The organism is Arthrobacter sp. TS-15 (genome assembly GCF_006964045.1).
Taxonomy (GTDB): domain Bacteria; phylum Actinomycetota; class Actinomycetes; order Actinomycetales; family Micrococcaceae; genus Arthrobacter.
The window spans coordinates 70,422-91,518 of record NZ_SDXQ01000029.1 but is presented as its reverse complement, the minus strand read 5'-3'; the positions used below and the strand labels follow the sequence as shown (position 1 = coordinate 91,518).

Here is a 21,097-nt window from a genome sequence, read left to right as displayed (position 1 = left end):
CTGAATCTCAGGCGGGCACTGACACCGTGGTCACCGGCATGGAGGAATCCGGCGCGAAGGAGACTCCGCTGGGGCCGATGCCGGCCATGATCAGCTGGGCACCGAGCGCTGCAACCATGGCGCCGTTATCCGTGCACAGGTCCAGCGGCGGGACGTGGAGCTTGATTCCGGCGGAAGTACAGCGCTGCCCGGTCAGTTCCCGGAGCCGAGAGTTCGCTGCTACACCCCCACCGAGCAAGACGTCCGTGATGCCATGCTCTTTGCAAGCCAGGACTGCCTTGGAACTGATGACGTCCACCACGGCTTCCTGGAACGCTGCGGCAATGTCCGCCACGGGGACTTCTTCGCCACGGGCTTCGAACTGCTCAACGCACCGGGCCACCGCTGTTTTCAGGCCGCTGAAAGACCAGTCGTAGCGGTGCGGCCCCTTCTCCTCCGCCGTACCCATGTACTTGGGCTGAGTGAGTCCGCGCGGGAAACGGATGGACTTGGGGTTGCCCTGGCGCGCCAGTTTGTCGATTGCGGGCCCACCCGGATACCCGAGGCCAAGGATGCGGGCCACTTTGTCGTAGGCTTCGCCGGCGGCGTCGTCAATGGTTGAACCGAGAAGCTCGACGTCGTCCGTGATGCTGCGGATGCGCAGGATTTCCGTATGCCCGCCCGAGACCAGGAGGGCTCCGAGGTTCTCCGGCAGCTTGCCGGCTCCCAAGCCGGCGGCAGCACCGGCGTCGTTCTTTCCCTCAGTTCCTTGACGTCCGTTCAGGAGTCCCACGCCCACATGCGCCACCAGATGGTTGATGGCGTACAGCGGTTTTCCCGTGGCCACAGCCAGCGCCTTGGCAGCACAGACGCCTACCATGAGCGCACCTGCCAAGCCGGGACCGGATGTCACGGCAATGGCATCAATCTCGTCCAAGGTGACACCGGCTTCATGCAGCGACTCCTGCAAAGTGGGCACAAAAGCGTCCAGGTGCGCGCGCGACGCGATCTCCGGGATGACACCGCCGAAGCGGACATGCTCATCCATGGACGAGGACACGGTGTTGGTCAAGAGGGTGGTCCCCCGCACGATCCCCACGCCGGTCTCATCGCAGGAAGACTCGATGCCCAGCACCAGCGGCTGCTTGTGATCAGGACCGCTCATGCGGAAGCTCCTTCGGAAGACTGGGGTTTGTTCAACGGGAGCCGCATGATCAGGGCGTCGGTGCCGTCCCGGTAATAGCGGGGGCGGACGTGGATCTGTTCGAAGCCGAAGCGGACGTACAGCTGCTGGGCGCGGGGGTTGTCCGCCCGGACCTCCAGCAGGACGTCTGCCGCACGGCGGCGACGCGCTTCATCAATCAGTTCAGTCAGGACAGCCGAACCGATGCCCTTGCCCTCGAATTCAGGCACGACGGCGATCGTCTGGACGTCCGCGATCGGCTCAATACACATCAACCCGGCGTAGGCCACGATCTCCCCGGAAACCTCCGCCACCACGTACCGCCGCGTCTCGGGCTGGGCCAATTCGTCGAAGAACATCTGCAACGGCCAGGCATCCACGGGGAACAACCGGCGCTCCAACGTCTCCACCGCCGGGATATCAGCCTCGGTCATGTCCCGCAGGGAAACACCGGCGAGTTCCAGCTTGGGTGACAGTTTCACAGTGTCCTTCCCATCAAAGAGCACGCTTTCTGGGTCCAGGCACCTGGGCATCGGATTCGCGCAGATACAACGGTGTAGAGTCCAGCAAGGTCTGACCGGCCGTGAGCTTTGCCAAAGCGAACTGGCCCAGCGAGGCCGCGTCCGGCTGGGTCTGAGCGAAGTCAACGTCCGCAGTGAGGACATCGGCGTACAAACCTGCACCCGCCCCAAACACCGGCAAGTCCGGGAGCTCGGAGGCGAAACCCACATGAGGGCCGTCCACGAGTTCCGGAAGCTGGCCCTCAGCCAGCGCATAACGGGCCCAGTAAACCTCTTTGCGTCGGGCATCCGTGGCTATAAGGAACTCGGGTGTCGCGGCCGTTGACTCCGCAACTTCCAAGGCAATGGCGTCCAGGCTCATCAGCCCATACAACGGCTTGTTCCAAACGTAGGCGAGGGTGCGGGCCGTCGCAATGCCCGAACGGAGCCCGGTGAACGGGCCAGGCCCCACACCCGTGACGATCGCGTCAATGTCAGCGCCGGTGACACCGGCACCGGCCAAAAGCTTTGCGATCCCGGGAGCGAGGACTTCTGCGTGGCTGCGGGTATCCTCCGTGGCGAAAGATTCCACCACGGACTCCATGGCATCGTCCGAAATCAGCGCCGCACTGGCAACCGCCGACGTATCAATGGCCAGGATCAGCATTAGAGACCTTCCACAGGTGATGTAGTTTCAAGGACCTGCGGCGCTTCGGCCCAGCGGGGACCGAATCCACGGAAAACAATGGTGCGGGGCTCGTCGTCATCGGTGTCGAAGTCCATAACGTCCCCGTCCGTAGTGGGCGCAGCGGCTGCCCCGCCAACGGACCGGTGCAGGTCAACCTCCAGACGGCTGTCCGAGAGATGCTCCACCCGGTCCCTGCCCCACTCCACCACGGTGACCGCTGTATCCATGGTGTTCTCAAGATCGATGTCGTCGATCTCCGCTGTCGAGTCCAGCCGGTAAGCATCAACATGGACCAGGTCCGGACCACCGGGCCTGGGGCCATCCGGGAGATTTGGGTGGATCCGTACCAGGACAAACGTTGGCGAAATGATGCCTGCACGCACCCCCAGGCCTTCGCCAAGTCCCTGGGTGAACGTGGTCTTGCCCGCACCCAGCTCGCCTGTCAGGACCAGGAGATCCCCGGCCTCAAGCACCCCGCCCACAGCTGCTGCGAGCGCGTGCGTCTGTTCCGCCGTCGTGACTGTGAGCGTGCGCTCCCACTGGGCGTCGCTCACAGCGTTGCCGTTTCAGCTGCGTCGTTGAGGGCAGCGGGTGACTCCGGCGTGGCGGGCATTTCGTTGACGTAGCTGCGAGGGACCCGGGGGCTGATGCGCGTCACGATTTCGTAGTTGTTGGTTCCTGCTGCGGCCGCCCAATCATCGGCGGTGGGGCCACCGTCTGCTCCATTACCAAACATGACAGCCTCGGCACCCTTGAGGCCTGTCGCCTCCTCCGGGGACAGAGGTCCGAGGTCGATGACCATCTGATCCATGGCGATCCTGCCAACAACCGGATACGTCGTGCCGTTTACCCGTACAGGACCCCCGGTGGCGACCCTGGGGACGCCGTCCGCATAGCCCAGCGGCACCAGGCCCAGCGTGCTTTCCTCGCTGGTCCGGTAATTGAGTCCGTAAGAGACGCCTTGGCCTTCGGGTACCTTTTTGCAGTTGGACAGGAGAGTCCGGACAGTCATGGCGGGATGCAGGCCCAATTCGGCAGATGTGGCCCCTTCGAAGGGCGAGAGTCCGTACACACCGAGGCCTACGCGGACAAGGTCGAAGTGAGAGTCGGGTCGGGACAAAGCCGCCGGCGTGTTGGCTATATGCCGGACCTCGGTGTCAACGCCGGCGTCCTCGGCCATGGCGATTGCCTCGCGGAAGACGGCCAGTTGATGGTCCGTTTCCGGGCGTTGCGGCTCGTCTGCAACGGCCAGGTGCGAGAAGATACCCACAACCCGCAGGAGGCCCTGATCCTGGTAGTCCATGGCCTGTCCCAACAGCTGGTCCCAATCCGCAATGGTGCAGCCATTCCGGCCCAGTCCCGTGTCCACTTTGAGATGCACCCGCGCGGGTCGCTCCTGTTCCCGCGCTGCGGCGACTACCGCTTCGAGCTCCCAACCGGAGATCCCGACGTCGATGCCGGCGGCGACTGCCGCTTGGAAGTTGCTTTCGCGGGTGTGCAACCAGGCGAGGAGCGGGGCCTCGACTCCGGCGGCGCGCAAGGCGAGCGCCTCGGAAATGTGGGCGACACCCAGCCAGGCAGCTCCGGCGTCGAGGGCTGCCCGCGCCACCTGCACGGCACCGTGCCCATAGGCGTCCGCCTTCACCACAGCCATCACAGCGGCCGGGGAGGCAATGCCCACGAACTGACGAACGTTGTGCCGCACGGCGTCCAGATCGATCACGGCGGAGCGCTCCAGGACCGCTGACTTTGCTATGGAGGTCTTCGCGCCGATCCCGATTTCTGCAGCTGCTTCGTAAGTCACCCTAGAGATTCTAGTGCTGTCAGTGAACTCGGGTTAACTTCGGAGCCCGGCCATGGCTACTGCGCGTCAGACAGATGCGCGATGGTGGCCCGGGCTCGTCGTTGGGCTTCGGCCGGGATGTCCTTCACGATCGGTTCCAGGAAGGCGAAGCGCCGCAGCCATTGACTGGACTGACGCTCCTTCCGCGCGTTCGCCCGTTGCCACCAATCCGCGATGTCTCCCCATCCTGGTGCAGCCAGTGAGCCCCCCACTTCCTGGACCGCCAGGGAAGCGCAAAGGTTAGCGAACCGGAGCCGGTCCCCCAGCCTCCACCCTGCCAGGCACCCCACAATGAAGGCCGCCCCGAAACAGTCCCCGGCGCCGGTGGGATCTGAGGCTGATACGGGCAGGGACGGCACCCATTCTTCTTCCCCCGTCTCCGAGTCCACTGCCACGGCGCCTTGGGGGCCGAGGGTTACCACTGCCACTGGGACGCGGTCAGCCAGCGAATACAAGGCCGCCCACGGGTCGGTTTTGCCGGTGAACGCCATCGCTTCAGGGGCATTAGGCAAGAAGGCGTAGAAGTTAGCCAGCTGGTCAAGGCGACGCTCGGACCACTTCCCCGTAGGATCCCAGCCCACCACGCCAAAGAGCTTGGTGCCGGCATCCTTCGCGGCCAGCATCCACGGCTCCAGTTCCTCGCCTAAATCTGCGACGGCGGCGAGTGCCTTGGGTGGTTTCCCGATCAATTCCGAGGAACTGATCGGGGCGGGGTGGCCGTGTGTCACCATGGACCGGTCCTGATTCACGCACATGGATACCGTCACGGGTGAGTGCCAGCCCGAAACCCGCTGCGAGAGCGAGAGGTCAACGTGTTCCTGGCTTTCCAGGATCTGCCAGTTGTAATCGCCGTATCCGTCGTCTCCGAAGGTTGCCGCGAGGTTGGTGCGCAAGCCAAGCCGTGCGGCAGCAATGGCCTGGTTGGCTACGCCCCCGGGGCAGCTGCCCATTCCTTCGCTCCACACCTCCGTGCCGGGTTCGGGTGCGTGCGGAAGGCCGGTGAAAATGATGTCCTGGAAAACCGTTCCTGTCAGGAGGAGATCGCATTGGTGGTCCCCGTCCGACCGGACGGTAGCCAAGGGGTCGTATCGTCGCTGGGGCATAGCGTCCATGCACGGCAGACTACGCTGCACGTGCTGGGCTGCATAGACTTGCATGCCTGCATAGACTCGGACCATGCGGCTCATGATCGCCGGTGGCGGCGGATTCCGGGTTCCCCTCGTGTACCGGGCTTTGTGTGAGGGACCTTTCGCAGGTTTGGTGGACGAGCTTGTTCTCTTTGACGTGGATGAATTACGGCTCGCTGCCATTGAGGCGGTGCTTCGCGACATGCCCACGGGCGGTTCCGGGCCCGTCGTCGTTGTTTCCACGGATCTTGGGCAGGCACTCACCGGCACGGACATGGTGTTCGCGGCGATCAGACCCGGTGGTACCGCGGGGAGGATCGCGGACGAACAGATTCCCCTGAGGTTGGGGTTGCTGGGCCAGGAGACCACCGGCGCCGGCGGCATCTCCTATGCGCTGCGCTCCATCCCCCGGATGCTGGAACTCGCTGAGGCCATGCGGGAGTATTGCCCCGATGCGTGGCTCATCAACTTCACCAATCCGGCCGGCATGGTTACCGAGGCTTTGGTGCCGGTTTTGGGTAACCGGGTGATCGGCATCTGCGATTCCGCCGGAGGATTGGTCCAGCGTGCTGCCCGCGCCGCCGGGGCCCCCCTTGCTGAAGGGCACCTCGACGGCGTGGGCTACTACGGGCTGAACCACCTCGGCTGGCTTTACCGGCTGGCACCCGCTGGACGGGACCTCTTACCGGATCTGCTGTCTGATCACGGTGCACTTGAAACCATGGAGGAGGGCCGCTTGTTCGGGCAGCACACCCTCCTTCTCCTTGGCTGCCTGCCCAACGAATACCTTTATTACTACTACCAAACGTCGCAGGCCACCCAGGCCATTGGACAGCAACAGCAAACCCGCGGGGCCTCCATCCACGGCCAGCAACAGTTGCTGTACCCGTCGCTTCTCCATGCTTCACAGCCATACCGGCTGTGGGATGACGCCCGGCGCTCCCGGGAGGAAGGTTACCTGGCAGAAGCGAGGACCCACGGGGAACAGCGGGACGAGTCCGATCTCGCAGGAGGCGGATACGAACGTGTAGCGCTTTCGGCAATGCGTGCGCTGTCCGGCGGAGGTAGGGCGCAGTTGATCCTCAATGTGCCCAACTCGCCGGTGTCTCCCACTGGGCCCGCTGCCGAGGCGGCGGTGCCCGGACTGCCTGGGGACGCCGTCGTCGAGGTTCCCTGCGAGGTAACGCCCGACGGCGCGTTGCCGCTGGCCCAGGACCGGCCGGACGGGCAGTTCCTCACCCTGATGCAGCACATCAAGGAGGTGGAGCGGCTGACAATCCGCGCCGTGGTGTCCGGCGAGCGCGAGGCAGCTGTGGAAGCCTTTGCGGCACATCCCCTGGTAGGTTCGCTCGCCCTGGGCCGGCAACTGCTTGACGGATACGAGGCCGCTTTTCCTGAATTAACCCAGCTGTGGGCCTAAAGTTTTCGGTACATCACGTGCAAGCCCACGTAGCCGATTTCAGGGTGGTTGAAGGCTTCAGGCACCGTAGCCAGAATCTTGAAACCCATGGACTGCCACAACCACACGGCACGCACGTTGCTCTCCACCACGGCGTTGTACTGCATGGAACGGAAGCCTGCCGCTTTCGCTTCGCTCAGTGAGTAGGCGCACAGGGCCCTGGCAATACCTTGACCCGAGTTGTTGGCCCCCACCATGTATCCGGCGTTGGCAACATGGCTTCCACCACCGGCTTGATTGGCGTGGAACTCCCCTGTTCCCAGGATCTCGCCGCTGCCCTGGCGCACAGCAACGAAGGTCTGGCCGGGAGCTTCCTTCACCCATTTGCTCCTGGCCACCTCTTCTGTGGTGTCGCGATCCCATGTGAAGGTCTCGCCCTCGCGGATCACCGGCTGCAGGATCGACCACATTCCGGGCCAGTCCTCAGGTGTTGCTTTACGGATGTCAAAGGATTGTTCTTGGCTCACAGCGGCCACGCTAGCAGTCTTGTCCACATAGCGGAGCTTGCCCGGCTGAGGACTCAACGGCAGGAGTAATGTTTTCTGCAGCGCAAAGTTGAATTTGCTGTGATCGTGAGGAGGTCCCGGATGCCGTTGATCCGTCGTGTGGCCTTTCTGTCCCTCCATACCTCCCCCATGGAGCAGCCCGGCGCGGGAGATGCCGGCGGAATGAACGTTTACGTGCGCGCCTTGGCCATGGCACTTGCGGAGTCCGGGGTGGAGGTGGAAATCTTCACGCGATCCACCAAGGCCGGCCAGCCCGCCGTCGAGCACCCTGGCCCCGGCGTCTGCGTACACAACGTCATGGCAGGACCACGCCGCAAACTGCCCAAGGAAGAACTGCCGGCACTTCTGCACCACATGGTCGAGGAAATCGACAAAATCCGCCACCAACAGCTCCACGGCCGCTACGACGCCATCCACTCCCACTACTGGGTTTCAGGCGTGGCAGGGCTCGAGCTCTCAGAACTCTGGGGCGTCCCCCTCATCCACACCATGCACACCATGGCAAAGGTCAAAAATCTTGTCCTGGAATCCGGTGAACGGCCTGAGCCGCGGCGCCGGGAAGACGGCGAGCAACGCATTGTGGACGGCGCTTCAAGGCTGGTTGCCAATACTCCTGCCGAAGCGGAGGAATTGGTTTCACACTACGGGGCCGATCCTGACCGGATAGATGTAGCCCCGCCGGGAGTGGACCTCAAGGTGTTCACGCCCTCGTTCCGGCGAAAATCGCGTTCATTGCGGGGCGTCAGGCCGGACAGCTTCCACATCCTCTTTGCCGGCAGGATCCAGCGGCTCAAAGGTCCCCAGGTATTCGTCAAGGCGGCCGGCATACTCCGAAAACGCCGGCCGGACATTGATTTGGAAATGACCATACTGGGCTCTCTGAGCGGGGCGAAGGACTTCAACCTCCAGCACATCATTGAAGACGCTGGACTCTCCGACGTCGTTACTCACCGGCCGCCTGTAGTGGCACCGGAGCTGGCCAGCTGGTTCCGGTCAGCAGATGTGGTGGTGATGCCCTCCTTCAGCGAGTCCTTCGGTTTGGTGGCGTTGGAAGCACAGGCGTGCGGTACACCTGTGGTGGCCACCAATGTTGGTGGTCTCTCCCGCGCCATCTCCGACGGGCGAACGGGCATCCTGGTAAACGGACACGATCCTTCCGATTGGGCAGACGCCCTCGAAGATCTTTACGACGACGTCCAGACCCGCGAGGACATGGGCCGGCTCGCTGCCACCTACGCCGAGTCCTTCGGATGGCAACGCACCGCCGCCATCACGTTGGAAAGCTACCGTGAGGCTGTGGGCGGACTCTTGGTCCCGCGGCGCTGAGTCTCCGCCGGTATCTGCACCGGGGCTGATAGATTGTCGCGCACAGCGTAAACCCCCGGCAGCAGCATCCCCGCTGCGGGCAGAACCGAAGGACAAAGATGTCTGAAAACAAGGTCATGAGTGATCTTGAGATTGCCCACCACGCCACCATGCTTTCCATTGAAGAGGTGGCCGAACGCGCCGGCATTCCCGTGGATGCACTTGAGCTGTACGGGCCCTACAAGGCCAAGATCAACACGGCCAAACTGGGCCTGCCTCAGGGAAAGGCCCCCGGCAAGGTAGTGCTCGTCTCCGCCATGTCCCCCACTCCTGCCGGCGAAGGCAAGTCGACCACCACAGTGGGACTCGCGGATTCCCTGGCCCGCGCAGGCCACAACGTGATGATCGCCCTGCGTGAGCCCTCTCTCGGTCCGATTCTGGGCATGAAAGGTGGAGCCACGGGCGGTGGGTACTCCCAGGTGTTGCCCATGGATGACATCAACCTGCATTTCACGGGCGACTTCCACGCCATCACATCGGCAAACAACGCCCTCATGGCCTTAGTGGATAACCACATTTTCCAAGGCAACCACCTCGGCATCGACCCGCGCCGCATGACGTTCAAACGCGTGCTGGACATGAACGACCGCGCTCTGCGGGAAGTCATCATCGGACTCGGCGGCCCCATGCAGGGAGTGCCCAGGCAAGACGGCTTCGATATCACCGTGGCCTCGGAAATCATGGCAGTCTTCTGCCTCGCCTCAGATCTCGACGATCTTCGGGACCGGCTGGGACGCATCACCTTCGGGTACACCTACGACCGCACGCCAGTCACGGTTTCGGACCTCGGCGTCGAAGGTGCCCTCACCATGCTCTTGAAAGACGCCGTCAAGCCCAACCTCGTCCAAACCATCGCAGGGACTCCCGCGTTGGTCCATGGCGGTCCCTTCGCGAACATTGCCCACGGGTGCAATTCGTTGATCGCCACCCGCACCGCCATGCAGCTTGCCGACGTCGTGGTCACCGAAGCAGGCTTCGGCGCGGACCTTGGTGCGGAGAAGTACATGGACATCAAGGCGCGCATCGCCGACGTGGCGCCATCCGCCGTCGTAGTAGTAGCCACCATCCGCGCCCTCAAAATGCAGGGCGGAGTTGCCAAGGAGAACCTCAGCGAGCCAAACATCGAAGCCGTGGCGGCCGGCGTCGAGAATTTGAAAAGGCACGTGGGAAACGTGGCCAAGTTCGGTATTTCCCCCGTTGTGTCCATCAACAAATTCGGAACGGACAGTCCGGAGGAACTTCAGTGGCTCCTTGCCTGGTGCGCCGCGGAAGGCGTTCAGGCGGCGGTTGCCGATGTTTGGGGGCGCGGTGGCGGAGGCGACGGTGGTGATGAGCTCGCCGCCAAGGTGGCAGCCGCACTGGATGTGCCAACCGACTTCCACCACCTCTACCCGCTGGAACTCAGTGTTGAGGACAAGATCCGGACGATCGCGCAGGAGATCTACGGGGCCGACGGTGTGGAATTCTCCGTGCCGGCAATAAAACGTCTCGCCGAGATCGAGAAGAACGGCTGGTCAGAGCTCCCCGTGTGTATGGCCAAGACACAATACTCCTTCACCGACGATGCTTCCCGGCTGGGTGCGCCCAAAGGATTCCGCGTGCACGTTCGCGATCTGATTCCCAAGACCGGTGCTGGATTCATCGTTGCGCTGACCGGTGCGGTGATGACCATGCCCGGCCTTCCCAAGGAACCGGCCGCCATGCGCATGGATGTGGATGTCGACGGCAACCCTACCGGCCTCTTCTAACCCTCTCTCACTTCCCAGGCCCTACACCCCAACCCTCTCTCACTTCCTTGAGGAAAGGGATAGAGCGTTGCGCTCAGAGGCCAAGGATCTGATAGAGCGTTGCGCCCAGAGGGCAGGGATCTGATAGAGCGTTGGGTACGGCAAACGCCCCCGTATCGGAAGACGAGGGCGTTTGGCGTCGCGCGGTTTGGCGCTTGGTAAGCCGGGGTGTTTAGCGTTCGATGTCGCCGCGGATGAAGGCTTCAACCTTGTCGCGGGCGATGTCGTCGTTGAACTGCTCCGGCGGCGACTTCATGAAGTAGCTGGATGCGGAGAGCAGCGGGCCGCCGATTCCGCGGTCCAGGCCGATCTTCGCAGCGCGGATGGCGTCAATGATCACACCGGCAGAGTTCGGGGAGTCCCACACTTCGAGCTTGTATTCGAGCGAAACAGGGGCGTCTCCGAAGTTACGGCCTTCAAGGCGGACGAAGGCCCACTTGCGGTCATCGAGCCAGGCAACGTAGTCGGACGGTCCGATGTGGACGTCGTCGGCGTGCAGCTCAGCCTCAACGTTGGAGGTGACGGCCTGGGTCTTGGAGATCTTCTTGGACTCGAGGCGATCGCGCTCAAGCATGTTCTTGAAGTCCATGTTGCCGCCAACGTTCAGCTGGTACGTGCGGTCCAGGGTGACGCCGCGGTCTTCGAACAGCTTGGCCATGACACGGTGGGTGATGGTGGCACCGATCTGGCTCTTGATGTCGTCGCCCACAATCGGGACGCCGGCTTCGGTGAACTTGTCAGCCCACTCCTTGGTCCCGGCAATGAAGACGGGCAGTGCATTGACGAAGGCCACGCCTGCGTCGATGGCGCACTGGGCGTAGAACTTGGCGGCCTGGTCCGAACCGACGGGCAGATAGCAGACCATAACGTCTGCTTTGGCTTCGCGGAGCGCGGCAACGATGTCTACAGCTTCTTCCGGAGCCTCCACGATCGTCTCGCGGTAGTACTTGCCCAGACCATCGAGGGTGTGACCGCGCTGGACAGTCACGCCTGTTGCGGGAACGTCGGCGATCTTGATGGTGTTGTTTTCGCTGGCGCCGATGGCGTCAGCGAGGTCGAGCCCAACCTTCTTGCTATCGACATCGAAAGCAGCAACGAAGTGAACGTCGTTGACGTGGTACTGGCCGAACTCGACGTGCATCAGACCCGGGATCGTGGCCTTGGGGTCAGCGTCGCGATAGTACTGAACACCTTGGACCAGCGATGCGGCGCAGTTGCCTACGCCGACAATGGCAACACGAATCGGATGTGAAGACACGGAACTCCTTTTTGAGAACTAACCTCAGGTGCCAGGCGCATCCCTGACTGAGTCCAGGGCACGGCTGAGTGGCACGGCGCCATTCGGCGCACACTTGCATTGTAACCAACACAGCGGAAGCCGGTTTTGTTCCCTCCCGGCCTCCGCTGTTTATGTCAGTTGTTCAAGGCTACTTCTGAGCCCAAAGGTTGATGTCCGATTCCACAGCAAATTCGTCAATGGCCGTGAGCTCTTCGGTGGTGAACCCCAGGTTGTTGATCGCGCTGAGCGTGTCCTCAAGCTGGGCAACGCTGGAAGCACCAATCAGGGCTGAGGTCACCGGCGAGCCCTTGGGCTGATCACGCAGGATCCACGCGATGGCCATCTGGGCAAGGGTCTGCCCACGCCCTTCGGCTATGGCGTTCAAGCCCCGCACGCGGTCGAGTTTGTCTTCAGTGAGTGCAGATTCGGACAGGAACCGTTCTTTGGCGGCCCGCGAATCGGCGGGCACACCGTTGAGGTAGCGGTTGGTGAGCATCCCCTGCGCCAGCGGCGAGAAGGCGATGGAACCGGCGCCCACCTGGTCCAAGGCCTCGTACAGGTTGGGTGAGCCGTTCTCCGTCCACCGGTTCAGCATGGAGTAGCTGGGCTGGTGGATGAGAAGAGGAGTGCCGAGTTCCTTGAGGATCCGGGCGGCTTCGATCGTCTGTTCCGGCGTGTAGGAAGAGATTCCCGCGTACAGTGCCTTGCCGGACCGGACTGCATAGTCCAAAGCGCCCATGGTTTCTTCCAGTGGAGTTTCAGGATCGGGGCGGTGGCTGTAGAAGATGTCCACGTAATCCAGGCCCATGCGCTCCAGCGACTGGTCCAGGCTGGAGATCAGGTATTTGCGGGATCCCCACTCGCCATACGGGCCGGGCCACATGTAGTAACCGGCTTTGGTGGAGATGACCAGTTCGTCACGGTACGGCTTGAAGTCGTCCTTGAGGTGACGGCCGAAGTTGGTCTCCGCCGAGCCATCCGGTGGTCCGTAGTTGTTGGCGAGGTCAAAGTGGTTGACACCGAGATCGAACGCACGGCGCAGGATGGCGCGTTGTTCGTCGAATCGTTTGTCATCGCCGAAGTTGTGCCAGAGGCCCAACGAGATGGCGGGGAGTTTGAGTCCGCTGCGTCCGACGCGGCGGTAGGGCATGGTTTCGTAGCGGTTTTCCGCGGCCGAATAAGTCATACGTACCATCCTGCCACTGCAGAAACAGTGGTGACGGCGCCGTCCGCTATGTGGGCGCCGTCACCTCAATTTCTGTGGCTTACTGGACGCGCACGACGGCGGCGCTACCGCCGGGAAGGGTCAGCGTCCCGTCGTTCAGGGCTGCTTCGTCGTCGGTAGCCAGCAACACGGAGCCATTCAATGGCGTGCCCAGTGCTTCGTCCCCGAAGTTGCAGACTACCCGGATGGGGCCGCGGGAGAACTGGAGCCAGTGCTCGTCGTCGTCAAACTCAACGTGTGTCTCGCCGAAGCCGCCGTCCACCAATTCCGGAGTGTTGCGGCGCAGCTGTGCCAAATCCTTGTACAGCTGCAGCAAGCGTGCGTGCTCACCTTCACCGGCTTCGTCCCACTTGAGTTTGGAGCGCTGGAACGTCTGAGGATCCTGCGGGTCAGGAACGACCGCCGGGTCCCATCCCATACGTTCGAATTCCTTGATTCGCCCTTCTGCTGTAGCTTTGCCGAGCTCAGGTTCCGGGTGGGAGGTGAAGAACTGCCATGGAGTGGAGGCAGCAAATTCCTCACCCATGAACAGCATGGGCGTGAAGGGGGATGTCATGGTCAGCACAGCACCGATGGCCAGCTTTCCGTACGACAACGACGCAGTGAGGCGGTCCCCGGTGGCCCTGTTCCCGATTTGGTCGTGGTTCTGCAGGCAGACCACAAGCGCGGAAGGGTGGGCCATATCGCGGCGGATCGGGCGGCCGTGGTGCCTGCCCCGGAAGCTGGAGTAGCTGCCGTCGTGAAGGAATCCGTGCTCCAGGACCTTCGCCAGGACTGCGAGCGAGTCAAAGTCCGCGTAGTAGCCGGTGGTTTCCCCGCTGAGGTTGACGTGGACGGCGTGATGGAAGTCGTCGCTCCACTGGCCTTCCAAGCCGTAGCCGTTGTCTTGCCGCGGGTAGATGAGCCGCGGGTTGTTCAAATCCGATTCCGCAATCAGCGTCCTGGGGATTCCGGTGGCTGCCTCCACCTCGTCTCCCAGCGCGCCGAATTCCTCAAGGATGTGCACGGCACGCTCATCACGCAACGCGTGCACGGCATCGAGGCGGAGTCCGTCCACGTGGTAATCCCGGAGCCACATCTCTGCGTTCTCCAGGATGTATCGACGAACATCGTCCGAGCCGGGGCCGTCAAGGTTCACGGAGTCACCCCAGGTGTTGCCCTCCCCCGATTTCAGGTAGGGGCCGAACTTGGGCAGGTAGTTGCCGCTTGGACCGAGGTGGTTGTAGACGACGTCCTGAATAACGCCCAAGCCCGCGGCATGCGCTGCATCCACAAAGCGTTGGTAGGCGGCGGGGCCACCATACGGCTGGTGCACGGCGTACCAAAGGACGCCGTCATAACCCCAGTTGTGAACACCATTGAATCCGTTGACCGGGAGTAGCTCTACGAAGTCGACGCCAAGGTCCACCAAATACTTCAGTTTCTCGGCTGCGGCATCCAGCGTGCCTTCCGCGGTGAAGGTGCCGAGGTGTAGCTCATAGATGACCGAACCCTTGAGGCTCCGGCCTTTCCATTCGCTGTCCTTCCACTCATGGGCGGAAGGATCGAAGGTCGCTGACAGACCATGGACCCCGTCCGGCTGCCTCCGCGAGCGCGGATCGGGAAACGGTCCCTCGCCGTCCACGATGTAGCCGTACCGCACGTCGTCGCCATCCTGGGCCACTGCGTCAGCAGGCGCCCGCCACCAACCGGCTGCGGCGCCGTCGTGATGCCTCTCCATGGAGTACTCGTGGCCTCCGGCGAGCAACTGAACCGAATCCGCATTCGGAGCCCAGACGTCGTAAAGATTCTTTCCAGCAGCGTGCTCCAGCATCATGCTCCCCTGTACGTGTTTCAAGCGTGCTTTGCAATGACGGTGTTGACGGTGCGATCACCGCTATTCGGTGACCGCACCGTCCGAAAATCAGTCCGTAGGGACCAACAAAGCCACCGGGTAATGCTCCAGCAAGGTGGCCAGAGGGACGGCGCCTGCCCCGTAGCTGGCCCCCGTAAGTTCGTCCCGGCAGGCCACCGTCAATTCAATGGCCGTGTCCCGCCAGCCGCCTTCACTGGCCAGCCGCTTGGGCAGGCGGGTGGCAACGGTGAGAGCTCCACGATGTTCGGCTCCCCGGTCGAAGGCCACCACGTGTCCCGCAGCGGCGCCTTGGGCAGCCACCGGGAGGTAGCCGGCGAACAGTTCCGGCCTGTCGCGCCGTAGCCTCAGGGCACGCGAGGTCACCAGCAGTTTGGCGGCTTCATCGGTGAATGCGGGCTTGGCGCCGCCGTCCAACTCTTCCAGGGCTGCGATCCGAGCCTTGAAGTCCACGGGACGCCGGTTGTCGGGGTCGGTCAGCGAACCGTCCCTGAATTCAGTGCCTTGGTAGACGTCCGGAACGCCGGGCATGGTCAGCTGGATCAACTTGGCGGACAACGAGTTGGATGTTCCATACGGTTCGAGCTCGTTGACGAAGTTCGTCAGGGCGGCTGCAACCTCCGGAACATCGAAGACGGCGTCGACGGCGGCCGCCAACTGGCGTTCGAAATCCTGGTTGGGATCGGTCCAGTTGGTGGAATTGCCGGCTTCCCGTGCCGCTTTCAAGGCGTAGGACTGCAACCGTTGGCGATCTGCCGGCCACGCGCCTGCGATGGATTGCCAGACCAAGGCCGAGAGGGGCCCATCGGGGATGGGCGCGAGCTCATGGACGATTCCGAGGAAGAGCTCCCATTCCGGTACGGCCTCGGAGATCACCGAGATCCTTGCCCTCGCATCCTCGCTCCGTTTGGTGTCGTGGGTGCTCAGCGTTGTCATGGACAGCGGCAAGAGCTGCTGCCTCCGGGCCATGCGTTCGTGGAAGACATTGCCGGGAATGGAGAACTCCGTGGGATCCGCACCCACTTCCGTCAGTGACCCTAGACGGGTGTACCGGAAAAATGCGGTGTCCTCCACACCCTTGGCCATCACCATGCCGGACGTCTGTTGGAAACGCCGGGCCAGCAGGCTGGACTCATCCAGCAAGAGCGGCTGAAGCCCGCTAAGGACAGCGGCCAGGTCAGGGCGCTGCTTGGCGGCGTTCTCCACGGACTCGATCAGCGTTTTCCCACCATAGGGCAGATACGTCCTGTAGATGGGGAAACAGCAGATGACTTCAGCCAAGGCATCGGCTACCTTCGCGAACGGCAGCTCCAAGGATTCAGGCACAAGGCGGGCCAGCCTCAGGACTTCCGATCGCAGGATGCCGTCGGCGATCCGGCGCTTGGTCGCATGGATCATGGAGTGGTAGTCCGCGGGAGCATCTGCATTCCGGAGTCGGGCATCGAGGGAGTTCAGGTACTCCTCAGCCGCCGGGTCCACGAAAAGGCGGTCGACGTCGGCCAAGGCGTCGTATCCCGTGGTCCCTTCGCACTCGAAGGTATCCGGCAATTGCTCCCCCGGTTCCAGGATCTTCTCCACCAGAAGGTAGGAGCCACCAGTAGCTTCGCGCAACCTTGCGAGGTAGCCCTCGGGGTCGGCCAGACCATCGGGGTGGTCGATCCTCAGCCCGTCCACCAGTCCTTCACGGAACCAGCGGACGATCTCTGCGTGGGACTCGTCAAAGACCCATGGAACTTCGACTCGTAAGCCGGCCAAGGTGTTCACCGCGAAGAAGCGGCGGTAGTTCAGATCGGCGTCGGCGCGGCGCCAGCCAACCAACTCGTAGTGCTGCCGTTCGTGGACCTCACGCGGGTTGTCCCCGGCCGTGTACGTCCCCTCTGCCAAGGGGAAACTGTGATCGTAGTAACGCAGTTCGTCGTCCACTATTTTCAGTTCATCAAGGTCGTCATCACTTCCCAGGACCGGGATGCGGATCTTCCCCCCGCCAAAGTCCCAGTCGACGTCGAAAGCCTCGGCGTACTTTGAACCCTGGCCTTCCTTGAGCAGCTGCCACCACCAGGCGTTTTGCTTCGGCGAAGCGACACCCATGTGATTGGGGACGATGTCGGCAAGAACGCCCAGGCCTTTGTCTTTGGCAGCACGGGACAACGCGGCTAGTCCTTCGGAGCCTCCGCGGGAGGGGTCGACGGTGGAGGGATCGGTCACGTCATAGCCGTGATCGGAACCCTTTTCCGCTGTCAGGATGGGTGAAACATAGACCCAATCAATTCCCAGGGATTGCAGGTATCCGGTGAGCTCCGCCGCATCCTGCAGGGTGAAGCTCGGCCGGATCTGGAGTCGATACGTGGAGACAGGCGTCCTCATGATCCAGGCTCCTTCGTTTCATCTGCCTTTTCGTCGTCCTCCGGGGCTGAGCCTTTGTAATCGAAAGGCAAGGACGTCACTGCCGGGGCGGTAATGGATGCCGTCTCCGGAGTGCTCGTTTGCGTCAAAGCTGCGAGGGAAGCTGCCACCGAGTGATCGGGTTCAATTTCCGGGGTGCTGTGGGCACGGAGTACCACCAGCGACTTGCCGCCTACCATCAGGATCTGGTCCGGCTTGACCACGCCCGCTTCGGCGCCTTCCCCGGCGGTGTCGATCATGACGTCCCAGGCCGGCGCGTACTCGTCGGAAGGAATCCGGAAGCCTACCTCGTCCTGGTCCGCGTTGAAGTACAAGAGGAAGTTGACGTCCGTGATGCGTCGGCCCTGGGTGTCCAGGCCGTGGATGCCATCGCCGTTGAGGAACACACCAACGGAGCGCCCCAAAGCTTCGTCCCAGTCGGACGGAGACATGGTGCTGGCGTCGGCATCGAGCCATACGATGTCCGGGAGCCGTTCGCCTTCACCACGAAGCACGGGACGGCCATCGAAGAAGCGGCTGCGGCGCAGGCTGGGGTGTTTGGCACGGAGCGCGCTGACCGCGGCAGTGAACTCGATCAGCGGCTGGTCCACGTTCTCCCAGTTGATCCAGGTGAGTTCGGAATCCTGGCAGTAACCGTTGTTGTTGCCGTTTTGCGTCCTGCCCAGTTCGTCGCCGTGCAGCAGCATGGGGACGCCCTGGGACAGGAACAGCGAGGCAATGAAGTTACGCTGCTGGCGGGCCCTGAGGCCAAGGACGGTGGGATCGTCCGTGGGTCCTTCTGCGCCGCAGTTCCAGGAACGGTTGTGGGACTCGCCGTCGTTGTTGTCTTCGCCGTTGGCCTCATTGTGTTTCTCGTTGTAGGACACAAGGTCGGCCAGCGTGAAGCCATCGTGCGCGGTGACGAAGTTAATGGACGCCACGGGTCGACGGCCAGAGTGCTCGTAGAGGTCCGCCGATCCGGTCAGACGTGAAGCGAACTCGCCAAGGGTGGAAGGTTCGCCGCGCCAGAAGTCACGGACCGTGTCGCGGTATTGGCCGTTCCATTCTGTCCACTGAGGCGGGAAGTTGCCCACTTGGTACCCACCGGGCCCAACGTCCCACGGCTCAGCGATGAGCTTCACCTGAGAGACTACCGGGTCCTGCTGGATGAGTTCGAAGAAGGTGGAGAGTTTGTCCACGTCGTAGAACTCACGTGCCAGCGTTGAGGCGAGGTCGAACCGGAATCCGTCCACGTGCATCTCGGTCACCCAGTAGCGCAGGGAGTCCATGAGCAGTTGGAGGGAGTGGGGGCTGCGGACGTTAAGCGAGTTGCCCGTGCCGGTGTAATCCATGTAGTACTTCTGGTCGTCTTCCACCAGGCGGTAGTACGCGGAGTTGTCGATGCCCTTGAAGGATAGTGTGGGTCCGAGGTGGTTTCCCTCGGCTGTGTGGTTGTACACGACGTCGAGGATGACCTCGATGCCAGCCGTATGCAGCGCCCGCACCATGGCTTTGAAGTCCTGGACCTGCTGTCCGGTGTCTCCCTTGGAGCTGTAGCTGTTGTGGGGTGCGAAGAACCCGATGGTGTTATAGCCCCAGTAGTTGTTCAGGCCCTTGTCCTGCAGGATGCCATCGTTGACGAACTGGTGCACCGGCATGAGTTCGATCGCCGTGATGCCCAGCTTCTGCAGGTGGGAAATAACCGCCGGATGCGCGACGCCGGCGTAGGTGCCGCGCTGCTCTTCGGGCACCTCGGGGTGCATCTGGGTAAGGCCCTTGACGTGTGCCTCATAGATCACGGACTTGTGATACGGAATGCGCAGGAGTTTGTCGCCGTCCCAGTCAAAGAAGGGGTTGATGACAACGCCCAGCATCATGTGCGGCGCAGAGTCCTCATCATTTCGCGAATCTGGGTCACCCATGTTGTATGAGAACAGGGACGGGTCCCAGTCAATCTGCCGGTGGATGGCCTTCGCGTAAGGATCCAGCAGCAGCTTATTGGGGTTGAAGCGTTGGCCGGCGTCAGGGTCGTAGGGACCGTGCACCCTGTAGCCGTACTTTTGCCCCGGTTGGACCTGCGGCAGATAACAGTGCCAAACGTAACCATCTACTTCGGTAACTTCTACGCGGACTTCCCCGCCGTCGTCGTCGAAGAGACACAATTCCACTTTTTCGGCCTTCTCGCTAAACAGCGCGAAGTTGGTGCCGGTGCCGTCAAACGTGGCACCTAGCGGATAAGCCGATCCAGGCCAGACTTCCATGCGTTCTCCTCTTGATGATGCGAACAACTGTTGCAAGCCTACTCAAGCCCCCAGACACCGACAGCAACCTTAGGGTATTGTTCGGTCGTATTCCGCGTTGAGCGAACCAATGACGCGCGGAACCGCATTCATGACGGCCGAGGCTGTAATGGGACCTTCGTCAAGATGAGCGGATGCAAGGGCTCCGGCTCGCCCGTGGACGCTGGCAGCAACGGCTGCCAGAGCAGCCCAGCGGTCGGCGGGATCCAAGCCCAACGCGGCATATGCGCCGTCGTCGTGCCGTACCATCTCCGCAGACTGTGCCAGCAAGGCTCCCAGCACGCCCGCCAAGACATCGCCGCTGCCCGCGGTTGCCATCCACGCGGTGCCTTCGGATTGACTGAAAACAACGCCCGACGGCGACGCCACCAGTGTGGTGGCACCCTTCAGGAGCACTGTGGCGCCGGTTTGTTGGGCGGCCTGCCGCACATAGTGCAGGGTACGGGATTCGACGTCGTCGCGGGTTACCTCTATTTCGCCAGTCGAAGGAAGCGAGTTCAACAACGCAGCCAGCTCTCCGGCGTGAGGTGTCAGGATCCAGTGGGCCGGGCAGCGTTCCGGCAGGAGGCTCAAAGCTCCGGCATCTACAACCACGGGCAAATCGTTGGAGAGGGCCGACGCACCGGCGTCCCTTGCCCGTTGCAGCTGCTCCTCGCCGTCCACCCCGGATCCCAGCAGCCACGCTTGGACGCGGCCGGGGTTGTCGGCCTCCCAAAGGGCTTCCGGGGTTCGCGCGAGCACCAGCTGCGCCGCGTCCCGGGGCCCGTTGTAGCGCACCATTCCCGCCCCCGAGAGGGCGGCAGCGTGGACACTCAGGACAGCAGCTCCGGCAAAGCGCGCGGAACCGGCGACTACGCCCAACACGCCCCGCGAATATTTGTGGGCGCGCCGGCCAGGATGGGGCAGCAAGGATCCAAGGTCCGAGGCAGTGAGGCGTCGAAGCTCAGGGCGGTAGCATTCCAAAGAATTCTCAATGCCGATGGGGATCAGCTCCACGCGCCCGGCACACCCTTCACCCGGGTCAGTCATCAGCCCGGCCTTGATGCCGCCAAACGTCACGGTCACGTCCGCACCAAGCACCGGCCAATGCACTTCGCCGGTGTTGGCGTCCAGTCCACTGGGAAGGTCGCAGGCCACTACCAACCGTGGACGCAACTCTTGAAGCGAAGCCACCAGTTCGGCAGAGGCGTCCCGCAGCCCACCGCGCGCACCGGTCCCGAGCAGGGCATCAATAATGACGTCATGGCCCGCGCACAGGACGGCCAGCTCTTCCGCGTTAGCGGCTTCCAACGTCACAACAGTTCCGCCGGCGGCGACTAAAGCAGCCAGCGCCTCCGGGTGTACTTCAGCGGCGGCGAGTACCGCCGTCGCTCGGACACCGCGGCGGGCAAGGAAAGCTGCAGCGAACATGCCGTCGCCACCGTTATTACCCTTCCCAACCAGCACTGCAACACTCGCCCCTGCAAGCTTCCGCTTGCTTTTGACCTCGCGAGCCACAACGTGGGCCAACCCGTAGGCGGCCCGTCGCATAAGAACAGCGCCCTCACCGGAGTCCATGAGCGGTTTTTCCGCATCCCTGATCTGTTGTCCGGTGAAGGCGCTGATCATTGCTTGTGAAGTCC

At 62.7% G+C, this 21,097-nt stretch carries 16 protein-coding genes; 3 read left to right on the top strand and 13 right to left on the bottom strand.

Annotated elements, in window-relative coordinates:
* Positions 1 to 7: 7 nt before the first annotated feature.
* The 6 genes from tsaD to EU811_RS10645 are packed head-to-tail and all read right to left on the bottom strand — an operon-like array spanning position 8 to position 5,305.
* A complete protein-coding gene (gene tsaD / locus EU811_RS10670) occupies positions 8 to 1,144 on the bottom strand; it encodes a tRNA (adenosine(37)-N6)-threonylcarbamoyltransferase complex transferase subunit TsaD (RefSeq protein WP_142938408.1) in 1,137 nt (378 codons plus the stop codon).
* Positions 1,141 to 1,644, bottom strand: a complete 504-nt coding sequence (rimI, locus tag EU811_RS10665) for a ribosomal protein S18-alanine N-acetyltransferase (protein ID WP_142938407.1) — start codon at positions 1,642 to 1,644, stop codon at positions 1,141 to 1,143. Before rimI ends, tsaD begins: the two co-directional genes overlap by 4 nt.
* A gap of 13 nt (positions 1,645 to 1,657) precedes the next feature.
* Positions 1,658 to 2,329 carry a tRNA (adenosine(37)-N6)-threonylcarbamoyltransferase complex dimerization subunit type 1 TsaB gene (tsaB, locus tag EU811_RS10660; RefSeq protein ID WP_142938406.1) on the bottom strand — a complete coding sequence of 224 codons (672 nt, stop codon included), beginning with the start codon at positions 2,327 to 2,329 and terminating at the stop codon, positions 1,658 to 1,660.
* A complete protein-coding gene (gene tsaE / locus EU811_RS10655; protein WP_142938405.1) occupies positions 2,329 to 2,904 on the bottom strand; it encodes a tRNA (adenosine(37)-N6)-threonylcarbamoyltransferase complex ATPase subunit type 1 TsaE in 576 nt (191 codons plus the stop codon). Before tsaE ends, tsaB begins: the two co-directional genes overlap by 1 nt.
* Positions 2,901 to 4,154, bottom strand: a complete 1,254-nt coding sequence (gene alr, locus EU811_RS10650) for an alanine racemase (protein WP_142938404.1) — start codon at positions 4,152 to 4,154, stop codon at positions 2,901 to 2,903. The genes tsaE and alr overlap by 4 nt, the downstream gene beginning before the upstream one ends.
* Before the next feature lie 56 nt (positions 4,155 to 4,210).
* Positions 4,211 to 5,305 carry a carbohydrate kinase family protein gene (locus EU811_RS10645; RefSeq protein ID WP_374206979.1) on the bottom strand — a complete coding sequence of 365 codons (1,095 nt, stop codon included), beginning with the start codon at positions 5,303 to 5,305 and terminating at the stop codon, positions 4,211 to 4,213.
* 64 nt (positions 5,306 to 5,369) lie between these two features.
* On the opposite strand from EU811_RS10645, the gene EU811_RS10640 reads away from it, so the two are divergent.
* Positions 5,370 to 6,740, top strand: a complete 1,371-nt coding sequence (locus tag EU811_RS10640; protein ID WP_142938402.1) for a 6-phospho-beta-glucosidase — start codon at positions 5,370 to 5,372, stop codon at positions 6,738 to 6,740.
* Here EU811_RS10640 and EU811_RS10635 read toward each other — a convergent pair.
* A complete protein-coding gene (locus tag EU811_RS10635; RefSeq protein ID WP_142938401.1) occupies positions 6,737 to 7,255 on the bottom strand; it encodes a GNAT family N-acetyltransferase in 519 nt (172 codons plus the stop codon). The genes EU811_RS10640 and EU811_RS10635 overlap by 4 nt on opposite strands.
* Positions 7,256 to 7,366: 111 nt before the next feature.
* Between EU811_RS10635 and mshA the strand changes: the two genes are divergently transcribed.
* Both mshA and EU811_RS10625 read left to right on the top strand, forming a co-directional pair.
* Entirely contained in the window at positions 7,367 to 8,611 is a 1,245-nt protein-coding gene (gene mshA, locus EU811_RS10630) for a D-inositol-3-phosphate glycosyltransferase (protein ID WP_142938400.1), read from the top strand.
* A gap of 98 nt (positions 8,612 to 8,709) precedes the next feature.
* A complete protein-coding gene (locus EU811_RS10625) occupies positions 8,710 to 10,398 on the top strand; it encodes a formate--tetrahydrofolate ligase (protein WP_142938399.1) in 1,689 nt (562 codons plus the stop codon).
* Between the two features lie 211 nt (positions 10,399 to 10,609).
* Here EU811_RS10625 and EU811_RS10620 read toward each other — a convergent pair whose 3' ends face one another.
* The 6 genes from EU811_RS10620 to EU811_RS10595 form a co-directional block, all read right to left on the bottom strand.
* A complete protein-coding gene (locus EU811_RS10620; protein WP_090817844.1) occupies positions 10,610 to 11,695 on the bottom strand; it encodes an inositol-3-phosphate synthase in 1,086 nt (361 codons plus the stop codon).
* A gap of 169 nt (positions 11,696 to 11,864) precedes the next feature.
* Positions 11,865 to 12,902, bottom strand: coding sequence for an L-glyceraldehyde 3-phosphate reductase (gene mgrA / locus EU811_RS10615; RefSeq protein WP_142938398.1), 1,038 nt, complete (start codon positions 12,900 to 12,902; stop codon positions 11,865 to 11,867).
* Between the two features lie 79 nt (positions 12,903 to 12,981).
* The gene (gene treZ / locus EU811_RS10610) at positions 12,982 to 14,754 is read right to left on the bottom strand and encodes a malto-oligosyltrehalose trehalohydrolase (RefSeq protein ID WP_142938646.1); all 1,773 of its coding nucleotides are present in this window, start codon (positions 14,752 to 14,754) and stop codon (positions 12,982 to 12,984) included.
* A 90-nt stretch (positions 14,755 to 14,844) separates the two neighbouring features.
* Complete coding sequence (gene treY, locus EU811_RS10605) at positions 14,845 to 17,157, bottom strand: malto-oligosyltrehalose synthase (RefSeq protein WP_142938397.1); 2,313 nt, start codon at positions 17,155 to 17,157, stop codon at positions 14,845 to 14,847.
* Complete coding sequence (gene glgX / locus EU811_RS10600) at positions 17,154 to 19,436, bottom strand: glycogen debranching protein GlgX (protein ID WP_142938396.1); 2,283 nt, start codon at positions 19,434 to 19,436, stop codon at positions 17,154 to 17,156. Before glgX ends, treY begins: the two co-directional genes overlap by 4 nt.
* Positions 19,437 to 19,505: 69 nt before the next feature.
* Positions 19,506 to 21,083, bottom strand: coding sequence for an NAD(P)H-hydrate dehydratase (locus EU811_RS10595; protein WP_187697124.1), 1,578 nt, complete (start codon positions 21,081 to 21,083; stop codon positions 19,506 to 19,508).
* Positions 21,084 to 21,097: the final 14 nt, after the last annotated feature.

Bases quoted from the DNA above. Each gene is read 5' to 3' on its own strand.
- tsaD (WP_142938408.1), bottom strand. From the start codon at position 1,144: ATGAGCGGTCCTGATCACAAGCAGCCGCTGGTGCTGGGCATCGAGTCT.
- tsaB (WP_142938406.1), bottom strand. From the start codon at position 2,329: ATGCTGATCCTGGCCATTGATACGTCGGCGGTTGCCAGTGCGGCGCTG.
- EU811_RS10645 (WP_374206979.1), bottom strand. From the start codon at position 5,305: ATGGACGCTATGCCCCAGCGACGATACGACCCCTTGGCTACCGTCCGG.
- EU811_RS10640 (WP_142938402.1), top strand. From the start codon at position 5,370: ATGCGGCTCATGATCGCCGGTGGCGGCGGATTCCGGGTTCCCCTCGTG.
- mshA (WP_142938400.1), top strand. From the start codon at position 7,367: ATGCCGTTGATCCGTCGTGTGGCCTTTCTGTCCCTCCATACCTCCCCC.
- EU811_RS10625 (WP_142938399.1), top strand. From the start codon at position 8,710: ATGTCTGAAAACAAGGTCATGAGTGATCTTGAGATTGCCCACCACGCC.
- mgrA (WP_142938398.1), bottom strand. From the start codon at position 12,902: ATGACTTATTCGGCCGCGGAAAACCGCTACGAAACCATGCCCTACCGC.
- treZ (WP_142938646.1), bottom strand. From the start codon at position 14,754: ATGCTGGAGCACGCTGCTGGAAAGAATCTTTACGACGTCTGGGCTCCG.
- treY (WP_142938397.1), bottom strand. From the start codon at position 17,157: ATGAGGACGCCTGTCTCCACGTATCGACTCCAGATCCGGCCGAGCTTC.
- glgX (WP_142938396.1), bottom strand. From the start codon at position 19,436: ATGGAAGTCTGGCCTGGATCGGCTTATCCGCTAGGTGCCACGTTTGAC.
- EU811_RS10595 (WP_187697124.1), bottom strand. From the start codon at position 21,083: ATGATCAGCGCCTTCACCGGACAACAGATCAGGGATGCGGAAAAACCG.